Raw genomic sequence first — 12252 nt, 5'->3', positions numbered from 1 at the left:
AATTATAATATAAATATTATATGATAACAATATTCAATTTTTATTTAAAAAAATAATAAATACTTAATTAATTTATCTATATTATAGTACATGTATTTTTTTAAAAAAATTTTATTTAACTCTAAATTAAAATACATAAATTTATAAGGAAAAATAAAATTTTGTTATTTTCTCAAGATAGTCAACTGATACTACGTCATAAAGATATTCTAAAAGAAAAAAAAATTTTCTTTTCAGGTAATATACAAGATCAATTGCCTGAATATTTGTTAGCTTCAAAAAAAATAATATATTTTCAGACATATCAAAAAAAACTAAATACAAATAAAGTAAAAATTATTCATTTATATAAAAATTTATTAATTTCTCAAAAAATTATTAAAGAATATGAGGTATTGATTTATTATTGGCCTAAAAATAAAAATGAAGCAAGATTTCAATTATTTCATTTGCTATCATTTTTTAAAATTGGAAGTAAAATTTTTATTATAGGTAAAAAATCAAGTGGTATTAAAAGTGCAGGAGAAATATTAAAAAAATGGATTAATTTAAAAAAGGTAGAAAATGCGAAGCATTCTATTTTATTTTCGGGCGTTCTTTTAAAAAAACCAAAATTCAAATTAGAGGATTTTTTTAACACACATGTTTGGAAAAATTTAGTTATAAAATCATTACCAGGAGTTTTTGGATATAAAAAAATAGATGAAGGGAGTAAATTACTTGCATCTACTTTTTCTAAAAAAATTTATGGTAAAATACTAGATATGGGATGCGGATCAGGAGTGTTATCAGTATCTATATTAAAAAATTCAATTAATTCTTATTTAACAATGACAGATAATAAAGAATCTGCTTTAATATCAAGTAAAGAAACGCTTAAATATAATCAATTAAGTGCCAATATCATATTAAGTGATCTTTATTCAAATATTTTTAAAAAATTTAACATAATTATTTCTAATCCACCACTGCATAACGATTTAAAAAAAGATTTTAATATAACAAAAAAAATTATTACTCAATCTGTGTACTATTTAGAAAAAAAAGGTGAACTGAGATTTGTCACGAATAGTTGTTTAAACTATGATTTTTATTTAAAAAAGTTTTTTAAAAAGTATTCTATCATAAGTAGAACAAATAAATATAAAGTTTATCAAGCTAATTTATAATTTTTTTTTACCCGGAGCGGGACTTGAACCCGCAAAGCTTTAAAAGCCGAGGGATTTTAAGTCCCTTGTGTTTACCAATTTCACCATCCGGGCTTTAAAATATTTTTTTAGGCGTATCCCGGAATCGAACCGGGTTATACGGATTTGCAATCCGCTACATAGCCAATCTGTCAACACGCCTTAATCTTTATAGTACATTATAGAAAAAAAAAAATAAAATTACAAATAAAATTTTTATTAAAATATTTAAATTAAAATAATCTAATAAAATTTAAATGATATAATAAAAAATTTTCTTTACATTTAGTAATGTAATGATTTAGAATTGTAAAATATTTTATATAATTAAATAAAATTATGTTATTTTAAATTCTGGAGAGGTGGCCGAGTGGTTTAAGGCAGCGGTCTTGAAAACCGCCGATGAGAAATCGTCCGAGAGTTCGAATCTCTCTCTCTCCGAAAAATTAAAATGAATAAACAACAAAATATTTAAATATTATTTTTTTAACTATATTAAAATATTATTAATCTGCTAAAACTTCAATCTCTACACGACGATCAGGTGCTAAGCAACTAATTAGTAAAGATCTGTTTTCTATGTCTTTACATACTTGATCAGTTAAAGGATAACCATTACCCATACCTTGAACAGTTATCTTATCATTAGAAATTCCATGCGAAGTAAAATAATTTTTAATGCTATATGCACGATCTTCAGATAATCTTTGATTATATTCTTTATTTCCTATTCGATCCGAATGGCCTGAAAGCATAATATAAATATTTTTTGATTTTATATTTTTTATTTCATTATCTATTTTTTTTAGCTTATCATAAGCTACAGGTTTTATTTCCGTACTATTAAATGGAAAATTAATATTTTCATTTAATGCAACATATTGTTTATTTAATGCTTCTGGAATATATGATGCAAACATATCATTAATATTAGATGCTCCAAACTTCCATCCCAATGATAACATTGTATCACCCAAAGAAGGTTTCATTGATAAATTTATAATATTATCAATACTAGTCTTCCAAGTGTAATCTAGTCTAGTAATAAATTTATCATTTATAATATATTCCGCCCCTAAAGATAAATTAGGAAACAAAGAACTTTTTTTAGTAAAAATATTTTTTAAATCTTCCTTAGAAGATAAGTTATCCCAAAACATCATACTTCCTAAACGGGTATAAATTTTAAAATCATTTGTTATTGGATATGACATTTTTGTAGATATTTGCAAACTATTAGCATGAATATTTTTTTTATTATTTTGAAATAAGAAATGAGGCACAAAACCAGTTGTATCATTTTCTATCTCTAAACCAATATATGGATTAAAATCGTAACCTAAAAACAATCCAAAAACAGGAGCATTTGCATTGTTATCTTTAGCTTCTTTAGTGATAGAATTATTACTATTATTATAAGTTAAGAGATTAAAAGTCGACCATCCTGTTTTTGTACCAAAATACCATCCATCATCATCTTTATCTTTCGCTTGAACATTGCTAATTAAACTAGTTAGCAATAAAAAAACAGTAAAAACTTTCTTTTTCATCAAAAACTCCGTTTTAAATAGATTAAAATATTATTTAATTTATACTAAAAAATAAAACAATATTTATTATATAATAAATATTAAATGAATAATATATATCAGTTCATTTAGTTTTTATAATATTTATATTTACTTTCAAAAAAAATAAAATTTTTTTTAGCACTATCTTTTAGTATTATTATGTACAGAAGAAATATTGGAATAATCTAATAAATATATTCCCATACTGTATAAAGAGATTAAATATACTGCTCCAGAAATAAATAATATACTGAATAAACGTTTTATTTTATCAAAAATAGAACCAATATCCCATGCTGGAACAAAATATAACATAATATTTATAGAAATTATCATTATAAATGTTGCAAATAATAAACGACAAAAAAATATAAAATCGTTAAATTTAAAAAAAAATATATTTTTTTGAGATAATTTTCTATAAAGTAAAAAAAAACTTATCCATCCTGATATACTAAAAGATAAAGCAAGTCCTGCATGTTGAAAATAAAAGATTAAAAAAGGATTTATTAATTGCGTAAGTAACGAAATTATAATAGAAATTCGCATTGGAATATTAATTTCTTGATATGCATAAAAAATAGAAATTAAAATTTTTACTAAAATAAATGAAACTAATCCAAAAGAATATAATTTTAATGCTTTTGCAATCATCAAAACATCAAAGTCTGTAAATTTACCATATTTAAATAAAACAATAATTAATGGTTTAGCTAAAATAAATAAAACAACAGAACTTGGTATCGATAAAATTAAACTTAAACGAAATCCCCAAATTAACAATCTTTTTTGTTCTAATTTAATACCTTTTGAACGACTTTTAGATAAATATGTAAATAAAATAGTGCCTAAAGAAGTACCTAGCATTCCTATAGGAAATTCAATTAATCGATCGGCATAATACATCCAGGATATTGAACCAGAAATCAATAAAGAACTGAAAATAGTATTACAAACTAGAGAAACTTGATTTGCTATAACTCCCAAAAAAGAAGGACCGATTTTTTTTAAAAATTTTAAAAGATCAGTATTTCTAAAATTAATCTTAGGAATGACTAACATATTTATTTTATATAAATGCGGAAATTGGTAAAATAGTTGAAAAAAACCACCTATAATAACTGACCAAGCCAATATAATAACAGAAGGGTGAAAATATGAATGAAAAAAAAATGAAAATATAATAATACTAGCATTTAATAAAATTGAAGAAATTGCAGGAATAGAAAAATAATTCCAACTATTTAATATTGAAGAATATAAAGACGATAAAGATACAAGCAAAACGTAAGGAAACATAATTTTTAATAAAACACAAGATAATTTTAATTTTTCTGGTGATTTAAAAAATCCTGGAGCATTTAGTGAAATTAAAAAACAAGAAAAAATTATTCCGAATATTGTTATAATAAATAAAACAAAAATGATAAAACCAGAAATAGATGCAATAAGATTCTGTATATCAATTTCTCTTTTTTTCACTTTATAATCTATTAAAATAGGGACAAATGATTGATAAAAAATTCCTTCAGAAAAAAACTGACGTAATAAGTTAGGAATTTTAAAAGCTAAAAAAAAAGCATCAGTAAAAATTGAGGCGCCAAATATATGCGCAATCATAAGATCACGTATAAAACCTAAAATACGAGATGTTAATGTTATAATGCTTAATGATAGTAAAGACTTTAGAATATTCATTTACAATTAAATTATTAGGTTAAAATATTATATCACTGATTCATAAATATTTTACGTAAAAAAAGTATAATATTTAAATGTTATATATTAAAAATATTTTTAAAATTCACTATATTAAAGTATAAATTAAAACACTAAAATGCTTAAAAAAATAAAAAAAATTACTATTATAAAACCTGATGATTGGCATGTTCATTTAAGAGATAAAGAAACTTTAAAAAAAGTAATTCAATATACTGAAAAATACTACAAAAGAGCTATAATAATGCCTAATCTTGAAAATCCTGTTACTAATTGCACCAAGTCAATTGCATATCAAAAAAGAATTTTAAATGCTAGAAAATTAGACAGCAATTTTGAACCACTAATGGTTTGCTATTTAACTAAAAATACTTCTTTAAAAGATTTACAAATAGGTTTTTCTAAAAAAATATTCATAGGAGCTAAGTTATATCCTTATGGAGCTACAACTAATTCTTTAGAAGGAATAAAAAATATTAATGAAATTTATCATATTTTAGAACTCATGGAAAAAATAAAAATGCCATTACTAATCCATGGAGAAAAAATAGATAATAATATTGATATATACGATAGAGAAAAAAAATTTATTGATGATACTTTAATTTTAATACGCAAAAAATTTCCAGAATTAAAAATAACATTAGAGCATATTACCACCAAAGAAGCAGTATCATACGTAGAAGAGCATAATTCTTTATATCTCTCTGCTACTATTACTCCACATCATCTAATGTGTAATAGAAATGATATGTTTATAAAAGGTATTCAACCAAATCTTTATTGCCTTCCTGTATTAAAAAGAAATATACATCAAATAGCTTTAAAAAAAGCTATATCAAATGGAAAAAAAAACTTTTTTTTAGGCAGTGATACAGCGCCTCATTTCTATCAAAAAAAAATTAGCAATGGATGCGCAGGAATATTTAATGCTCCTGTTTCACTACTATGTTATATAACTATTTTTGAAGAAATGAACGCTTTAAAAAATTTTCAATCTTTTTGTTCTGAAAATGGTCCTAATTTTTATAATATACCGATAAATCAAGAAACCATTACTTTAGTAAAAAAACCCTATAAAAATTTAAATCAAATTAATATAGGAAATAATAAAATAATACCTTTTTTAGCGGGAAAAACTTTAAATTGGTCTCTTGAAACTAATGAAGAAAGTTTTAAAAAAGAAAAATAAATTTTTTATAAGATATATAAATTTAACTTTCTAAATTTCCGAAATACCAAAAGTAAGATTCTCTCTATGCGATTTTAAGATATTTAGAAAACGCTGATTTAAATAGAATTTTTGATTTAAAAGAATCTTATTTTTTAAATTTATTTTGTTTAAAAATAAAGATTTTTTAAAAATCCAATTCCAGTAATTATTCATTTTAAAAAATTTTAAATAAGGTGGGGAAATATTATATTTTTCTTCCAATGAAGATTGTTTTTTTTTTAAATAAATAAATTTTTTTAAATAAAAATGTTTTTCTTCTGTGATTAAATTTAATTTTTTTATGTCAGTTTCAGATTCTAACAAGCATATATACTCTTTGTTAATTAAATTTTCTAATATTATTAACGTATTTTTTATTATTCTTAAATTTACCAATAAATTTTTCATTTTATTTCTCATTGTTTATTTTACTTAAAATAAAATTTATATAACTAAAGAATTTTTACTATTTTAAAAAAATATATTTTTACTAAGATATAATTATTACCTCACGATTTGAATCAACTATCCCTTTAATGACTTTTCCATTATTCATTCGAACACGTATTATTTCTCTATTAGATCCGTTATCTAAAGCTTTTCCTATAGAAATAATTTCAAAATTTAATCCACTAATACGAATAGTTACTTGTTGATTTGCTTTAATTAACCACAAAGGATGAGTTATAAATGAGGTAATTGGTTGAAATGGGAAAATATCACGATTATTTACTCTATTAATTGCATCCTTTATATTAAAATAAGTACCATTCGGCAAAGCGTCTAAAAAACCCATCTTTATTTTTAAATCAGACTCTTTTATTTTAGTTCCACGAATAATCTTTTTATTTGCTATGACATATTTTCCTTTAACTTGCAATTTAACTTTTAAATATTTATTTTCAGAACCACAAATAAACACCAAATTAATCCAACCAAAACGATGAACATTGTCCATTAAGGAAAAAATAGGATTTTTACAAAATTGATTTTTCTTAAACGGTATATATGTTAGTATTTTTATACTTTTTTCTTCAATATGATATTCTTTATGAAAGAAATGAATTAACTGATTCGTTAAATCACTTGCATAAACTAACGAAAAACACTTAAAAAATAAAAAAAATATAAATAAAAAAAATTTTATTAATTTCATTTTTATTCCTATAAAAATTAATATCAGATTTTATAATTTTTTTAAAAAGTACATTTTTAATAGTTGTATATTGATACAACCTGAAATAAAGATATAATATAATTAAAAGTATATTAATTAAGAGATATATAATGTAATTAAAAAATACATTATTTATGCAAATAATTAAAATATTAATAATATTGTAATATAATTAAAATAATTTAATCGAATCTATATTAAAAAAACAACAATTTATAATATGGTAGATATTAAAAATGTTTAACCAAATAAATAAACTATTTGACTTTAATCAAAGTCTATTGAATATTTTTTCTAAAAAACAAGAAATTATTTCATCAAACATAGCTAATGCTGATACACCAAACTATAAAGCAGTAGATATTAATTTTAGAAATGAAATTAATAAAATACTTAAAAAAAGAAAAACAAAAATTCATAAAATTACATTAAAAAAAACTTCTCCTGATCATTTAGATTCTAAAATTGATAATAAATTAGAATTAAAAATTGAACCTATAAATACTAAAAAAATAAACTCAAATGGCAATACAGTTGATATGAATCGAGAAAGAATTGAATTTATAAAAAACTCTTTAAAATATGAAGAACAAATAATATATCTCAAAAACGAAATCAAAAATATGATGCGCGTACTAAAAGGATAAAAAATGTCTTTATTTAATATATTGGAAATAGCCGGTTCAGCAATGCAGGCTCAATCAGAAAAAATAAATGTTATTGCAAGCAATTTAGCTAATATAGATAGCGTCGTAGAAAAAAATGGAAAATTTTATCCATATCTTGCAAAACAAGTAATTTTCAAATTCAATCCTGTAAAAAATTCTATGGTAGGAGGTGTAAAAGTTGCTTCTATAATAAACAATCCTCAACCCACCCAAATTGTATACGATCCAGATAATCCTTTATCCAATAAAAAAGGATACATTTTAAAATCTAATGTTAATCCAATTACAGAAATGGTAAATCACATTACAGCCTCTAGAAATTATCAAGCTAATATTGAAGTGGTAAAAACAGCAAAATCAATGATAATGAAAACATTATCTATCGGAGAATAAAAAATATGAGTGATATTAATATTAATCCTGCTATAAACAATAATATTTTTGAAAACAATACTAATACCTCAGAAGATAATTATAATGCATTGAATTTACAAAAAAATTTCTTAAGTTTACTAGTTGCTCAAATTAAAAATCAAGATCCAACAGATCCTATAAAAAATAGCGAACTTACTTCACAATTAGCTCAAATTAATACAGCTAGTGGAATTGAAAAATTAAATAATACTGTTGGAAATTTTTCGTATAAAATTCATCAAAATCAAAATATTCAAGTATCTTCTTTAATCAAACATCATGTAATGATACCTCGTCCAGAAATAATACATACAAAAGACATTAATACACCGTTTGGTATAGAATTGTTTGGAAACGCAGACTCAGTAGTGATAAAAATTACAGATGAAAATAAAAATGTTGTACATACAAAAGAAATAAAAAATTTAACACCTGGTACATATAAATTTGTTTGGGATGGTACGGATTTAAATAAAAAAAGCGCAGAAACCGGAAAATATAATGTTACTGTAACTGCTATGAATGCTTCTAAAAACGTTCCTGCGCAAGTTTTAACCGCAGCTTTAGTTAATAGTATCATTACTTCTTCTGGAGATCCTATTATTGACTTAGGTGCTATGGGAACTACAAAACTTTCACAAATTCGTGCTATTTTAGAATAAAAATAAATTAAATAAAAATAAGGATTAAGTAAGATATGTCAAGTATAGAAGCAATGAATGGAATAATGGCAAGCAGCGATTATATAGATATTATATCAAACAACATTGCGAATGCTTCTACTATTGGATTTAAATCCAGCGCCCCATCATTTTTTGATGTAGTTTCTGATTCATTTTATTCTAAAAAAACGTTACATTCTGGCGTTGGAATTTCAAATGTAACTCAAAATTTTAATCACGGAATTTTAATGGATACAGGCAGAGATTTAGATTTAGGAATTGAAAAAGATGGATTTTTTCGAATCTTGGATAATGAAGGTCATGTACATTATACGCGCAATGGTCAATTTTTACTTGATAAAAATAAAAATATTGTCAATACACAAGGAATGTATTTAACTGGTCAAAATCAAATTGATTTAAAAGATGAACTAAATAATATATCCAATTTAGAACCTATTAATTTAAAAAAATCTGATTCATTAAAGGCTAAATCTACAAATAAAATCACAATATATGCCAATTTAACTGACAATATACATTCTAATGAACAAACAGTAAATATTGAAAATGATGAATTAAATACGTCTGTCGTAGGATCATCATACATTACTATTTACGATAAAAATTCCAATCCTTATAAAGTTAGTATTTCATTCAAAAAAATAAATTCTTCTGAATGGAACATGAATATTGAATCAAATAAAATTAATAGCAATATAAAAAAAGAAATTATTAAAAAAGATTTTAAATTAAAATTTGATTCTCATGGAAAATTAATTTCCGACGTTTCTGATTTAAATTTTGAATTAGAAAATTTTGATAAAATTCATATGAATTTAAATTGTGTTATTAAGAAATCAGATATTGATCGCTCTTTAATCAGACTATCTCAAAATGGATATTTAGAAGGTTCTTTAAAAAATTTTGATATTTTAAATAATGGCGAAATAATTGGACAATACACAAATCAACAAGAAAGAAAAATCGGACAAATATTTTTATCAAAATTTATCAATCCAGAAAAATTAAAACCAGAAAGCGGAGGTACTTGGTCGACTACAACAGAATCGGGACCAGAAAATATAGGAATAGCAGGAGACAGTAGTTTTGGGGTTTTAATGCCAAAATCATTAGAAGCTTCAAACGTTGATTTAAATAAAGAACTTATTAATATGATTATAGCGCAACGTAATTATCAATCTAATGCGCAAGCATTTAAAACAGAAGATCGATTAATTAATACATTAATTGACTTAAGATAAAATTTAAATATCAGTATCATCAGATCCTATTTAGGTAAAATATGGAAAATGCAATATATCAATCAATGCTTAGTGCTGTTAAATTATTAGATAAACAAGCTATTATTGCAAATAATTTAGCAAATATATCAACAACGGGTTTCAAAGAATCTTTTGATTTTTTTATTAAAAAAAACAACCAAAAAAATTTTGATCACACATTAGATGAAAAAATAAAAAAATATTATAATTTTTCTTCTGGAAATATACAAAGCACACAAAATAATTTAGATTTAATTGTTAAAAATAATGGTTGGTTAGTAATTAAAGATTCATATGGTAAAGAAGCATATACAAAAAATGGACACTTGCAAATTAATGAACAAGGCGATCTTACAATTCAAGGACACGAAGTAGTTGGTCGAAATGGAGCAATAAAAATTCCGAACAACGCAGATATAAAAATTTTATCTAACGGAGTTATTGAAGCAATTAAAAAAAATAAAAATCGTTTTAATACAGTAAAGATAGGATCTTTAAAATTAGTAGCCCTTCCAATGAATCATCTTATTCAAAATAAGAACGGTCTATTTTATATTAATGAAAAATCAAATAATCAAAATATACCGCATTCTGAAAACATTAATGTACAATCAGGAATGTTAGAAGAAAGTAATGTCAATTCTGTAAAAAATATGATCGATATGATATCTAATGCCAGACAATATGAAATGAATATGAAAATTATATCAGTATGCGATCAAAACGAAGAATATGCTAATCAATTATTTAATATTACCATTTAACTGAGGTATGAATTATGATTCCTTCCTTATGGATTGCCAAAACAGGCCTTGATGCTCAACAAATTAATATGAATGTCATTTCTAATAATTTAGCAAATGTAAGTACAAACGGATTTAAACGATCTAGAGCAATTTTTGAAGATTTAATGTACCAAACAATAAAGCAAGCAGGAACTAATTCATCATCTTATACTACATTGCCTTCCGGGTTACAGTTGGGAACTGGCGTTAAACCTGTTGCTACTGAAAAAATTCACAGTCAAGGTAATCTTTCTAAAACAGATTCTTCAAAAGATATAGCAATTAATGGGCCAGGTTTTTTTCAAGTACAATTACCAGATGGCAATGTTGTATACACGAGAGATGGTTCTTTTGAATTAGATCAAAATGGACAATTAGTTACACATAGTGGTTTCCCTGTTCTTCCTGAAATCAGTATTCCACCTAATGCCACAAATATAAATGTCTCAAGGGATGGAGTGATAAGCGTAACTATTCAAGGACAAACACAACCAATGTTAATTGGACAATTAAATTTAATTAATTTTGTTAATCATTCTGGATTAGAAAGTTTAGGTGAAAATTTATACCAAGAGACTCAGGCATCCGGAAATCCAATAGATAGCACTCCAGGATTAAATGGCACAGGTTTGTTATATCAGGGATATGTAGAAACTTCTAACGTAAATGTTGCTGAAGAGTTAGTAAATATGATTCAAACACAACGAGCATATGAAATTAATAGCAAATCAATAAATACTTCAGATCAAATGTTACAAAAATTATCTCAACTATAATCATTGATCTTTATAAAAAATAAATTTAAAAATTTGTAATCATAATTTTTTATTAAGGATTATTTTTCCGTGGTAAAATTGTTTATTCATAAAATTAAATATCATTTAACTGTGCTTTTTTTATTAGCACTTCAGAGCTGCGCTTCTATTGAGCACAAACCATTGATTAATGGAATTACAACTGCCATGGCTCCTAATACTTGGCCTAATACTATAAATGGATCTTTGTTCCAGGAAAATACACCTGTAAACTATGGATATCAATCGCTCTTTGAAGATCATAAACCACGCAATGTTGGAGATACAATAACTATTGTATTACAAGAAAGTATTAGCGCGAGTAATAGTTCATCTTCAGATTTAAGTAGAGATAGTACATCAAATGTAGGAGTAACAATAATTCCAGGACAACTCATGCCTTTATTCGGACCTAATAACGGCGGAAAAACAGGATTAGATAATATAGGAAAAAATGATTTTATCGGAAAAGGAAGTAATTCAGCTAAAAATACATTTAATGGGCTAATTTCTGTTACCGTTCAAAAAGTTTTACCTAACGGAAACTTAAAGGTCATTGGTGAAAAACAAGTTTCTATTAATGAAGGTATTGAATTTATTCGTTTTTCAGGAGTAATTAATCCTAATAATATCAATAAAAATAATTTAATCGCATCTACTCAAATAGCTGATGCACGTATTGAATACATAAGTAGCGGTCGCATTAACGAAATACAAAAAATGGGATGGTTGCAAAGACTTTTATTAAAAATATCTCCTATTTAATATTTATAAAA

The 12252-nt window shown here is 24.1% G+C and carries 13 protein-coding genes and 3 tRNA genes; 10 read left to right on the top strand and 6 right to left on the bottom strand.

What is annotated here, in order from left to right:
- The first annotated feature begins 161 nt into the window (after positions 1 to 161).
- Complete coding sequence (rsmC, locus tag DD681_RS01400; protein WP_158341234.1) at positions 162 to 1169, top strand: 16S rRNA (guanine(1207)-N(2))-methyltransferase RsmC; 1008 nt, start codon at positions 162 to 164, stop codon at positions 1167 to 1169.
- Positions 1170 to 1177: 8 nt separating this feature from the next.
- On the opposite strand, the gene DD681_RS01395 is transcribed toward rsmC, so the two are convergent.
- Positions 1178 to 1262: transfer RNA gene (locus DD681_RS01395), tRNA-Leu, on the bottom strand.
- A 16-nt stretch (positions 1263 to 1278) separates the two neighbouring features.
- A tRNA-Cys gene (locus tag DD681_RS01390) sits at positions 1279 to 1349 on the bottom strand.
- 194 nt (positions 1350 to 1543) lie between these two features.
- Here DD681_RS01390 and DD681_RS01385 point away from each other — a divergent pair.
- Positions 1544 to 1628, top strand: a tRNA-Ser gene (locus DD681_RS01385).
- 65 nt (positions 1629 to 1693) lie between these two features.
- Here DD681_RS01385 and DD681_RS01380 read toward each other — a convergent pair.
- Both DD681_RS01380 and murJ read right to left on the bottom strand, forming a co-directional pair.
- Positions 1694 to 2737 (bottom strand): OmpA family protein, encoded by a 1044-nt coding sequence (locus DD681_RS01380; RefSeq protein ID WP_158341233.1) that lies wholly within the window; start codon positions 2735 to 2737, stop codon positions 1694 to 1696.
- A 162-nt stretch (positions 2738 to 2899) separates the two neighbouring features.
- The gene (gene murJ / locus DD681_RS01375) at positions 2900 to 4456 is read right to left on the bottom strand and encodes a murein biosynthesis integral membrane protein MurJ (RefSeq protein WP_158341232.1); all 1557 of its coding nucleotides are present in this window, start codon (positions 4454 to 4456) and stop codon (positions 2900 to 2902) included.
- Between the two features lie 139 nt (positions 4457 to 4595).
- Between murJ and pyrC the strand changes: the two genes are divergently transcribed.
- Positions 4596 to 5669 carry a dihydroorotase gene (pyrC, locus tag DD681_RS01370; protein ID WP_158341231.1) on the top strand — a complete coding sequence of 358 codons (1074 nt, stop codon included), beginning with the start codon at positions 4596 to 4598 and terminating at the stop codon, positions 5667 to 5669.
- A 30-nt stretch (positions 5670 to 5699) separates the two neighbouring features.
- On the opposite strand, the gene DD681_RS01365 is transcribed toward pyrC, so the two are convergent.
- Both DD681_RS01365 and flgA read right to left on the bottom strand, forming a co-directional pair.
- Positions 5700 to 6098, bottom strand: a complete 399-nt coding sequence (locus tag DD681_RS01365; protein WP_158341230.1) for a flagellar biosynthesis protein FlgN — start codon at positions 6096 to 6098, stop codon at positions 5700 to 5702.
- Between the two features lie 82 nt (positions 6099 to 6180).
- On the bottom strand, positions 6181 to 6846 hold the full coding sequence (gene flgA / locus DD681_RS01360) for a flagellar basal body P-ring formation chaperone FlgA (RefSeq protein ID WP_158341229.1): 666 nt from the start codon (positions 6844 to 6846) through the stop codon (positions 6181 to 6183).
- Positions 6847 to 7103: 257 nt separating this feature from the next.
- Here flgA and flgB point away from each other — a divergent pair, with 257 nt between their 5' ends.
- The 7 genes from flgB to DD681_RS01325 all read left to right on the top strand — a co-directional run bounded on the left by flgB (position 7104) and on the right by DD681_RS01325 (position 12241).
- Complete coding sequence (gene flgB, locus DD681_RS01355) at positions 7104 to 7514, top strand: flagellar basal body rod protein FlgB (RefSeq protein ID WP_158341228.1); 411 nt, start codon at positions 7104 to 7106, stop codon at positions 7512 to 7514.
- 3 nt (positions 7515 to 7517) lie between these two features.
- Positions 7518 to 7928 (top strand): flagellar basal body rod protein FlgC, encoded by a 411-nt coding sequence (flgC, locus tag DD681_RS01350; RefSeq protein ID WP_158341227.1) that lies wholly within the window; start codon positions 7518 to 7520, stop codon positions 7926 to 7928.
- Between the two features lie 5 nt (positions 7929 to 7933).
- Positions 7934 to 8611, top strand: a complete 678-nt coding sequence (locus tag DD681_RS01345; RefSeq protein ID WP_158341226.1) for a flagellar hook assembly protein FlgD — start codon at positions 7934 to 7936, stop codon at positions 8609 to 8611.
- A gap of 35 nt (positions 8612 to 8646) precedes the next feature.
- Entirely contained in the window at positions 8647 to 9876 is a 1230-nt protein-coding gene (locus DD681_RS01340) for a flagellar hook protein FlgE (RefSeq protein ID WP_158341225.1), read from the top strand.
- A gap of 41 nt (positions 9877 to 9917) precedes the next feature.
- Positions 9918 to 10661 (top strand): flagellar basal-body rod protein FlgF, encoded by a 744-nt coding sequence (flgF, locus tag DD681_RS01335; protein ID WP_158341224.1) that lies wholly within the window; start codon positions 9918 to 9920, stop codon positions 10659 to 10661.
- A 14-nt stretch (positions 10662 to 10675) separates the two neighbouring features.
- On the top strand, positions 10676 to 11458 hold the full coding sequence (gene flgG / locus DD681_RS01330) for a flagellar basal-body rod protein FlgG (protein ID WP_158341223.1): 783 nt from the start codon (positions 10676 to 10678) through the stop codon (positions 11456 to 11458).
- 69 nt (positions 11459 to 11527) lie between these two features.
- Complete coding sequence (locus tag DD681_RS01325) at positions 11528 to 12241, top strand: flagellar basal body L-ring protein FlgH (RefSeq protein ID WP_158341222.1); 714 nt, start codon at positions 11528 to 11530, stop codon at positions 12239 to 12241.
- Positions 12242 to 12252 lie beyond the last annotated feature (11 nt).

It is taken from the genome of Buchnera aphidicola (Melanaphis sacchari) (genome assembly GCF_003096055.1).
Classification (GTDB): domain Bacteria; phylum Pseudomonadota; class Gammaproteobacteria; order Enterobacterales; family Enterobacteriaceae; genus Buchnera; species Buchnera aphidicola_P.
The sequence above is the reverse complement of the archived record's forward strand: the minus strand, read 5'-3'. Positions and strand labels throughout refer to the sequence as shown.

Bases quoted from the DNA above. Each gene is read 5' to 3' on its own strand.
- DD681_RS01380 (WP_158341233.1), bottom strand. From the start codon at position 2,737: ATGAAAAAGAAAGTTTTTACTGTTTTTTTATTGCTAACTAGTTTAATT.
- murJ (WP_158341232.1), bottom strand. From the start codon at position 4,456: ATGAATATTCTAAAGTCTTTACTATCATTAAGCATTATAACATTAACA.
- pyrC (WP_158341231.1), top strand. From the start codon at position 4,596: ATGCTTAAAAAAATAAAAAAAATTACTATTATAAAACCTGATGATTGG.
- DD681_RS01365 (WP_158341230.1), bottom strand. From the start codon at position 6,098: ATGAAAAATTTATTGGTAAATTTAAGAATAATAAAAAATACGTTAATA.
- flgA (WP_158341229.1), bottom strand. From the start codon at position 6,846: ATGAAATTAATAAAATTTTTTTTATTTATATTTTTTTTATTTTTTAAG.
- flgB (WP_158341228.1), top strand. From the start codon at position 7,104: ATGTTTAACCAAATAAATAAACTATTTGACTTTAATCAAAGTCTATTG.
- flgC (WP_158341227.1), top strand. From the start codon at position 7,518: ATGTCTTTATTTAATATATTGGAAATAGCCGGTTCAGCAATGCAGGCT.
- DD681_RS01345 (WP_158341226.1), top strand. From the start codon at position 7,934: ATGAGTGATATTAATATTAATCCTGCTATAAACAATAATATTTTTGAA.
- DD681_RS01340 (WP_158341225.1), top strand. From the start codon at position 8,647: ATGTCAAGTATAGAAGCAATGAATGGAATAATGGCAAGCAGCGATTAT.
- flgF (WP_158341224.1), top strand. From the start codon at position 9,918: ATGGAAAATGCAATATATCAATCAATGCTTAGTGCTGTTAAATTATTA.
- flgG (WP_158341223.1), top strand. From the start codon at position 10,676: ATGATTCCTTCCTTATGGATTGCCAAAACAGGCCTTGATGCTCAACAA.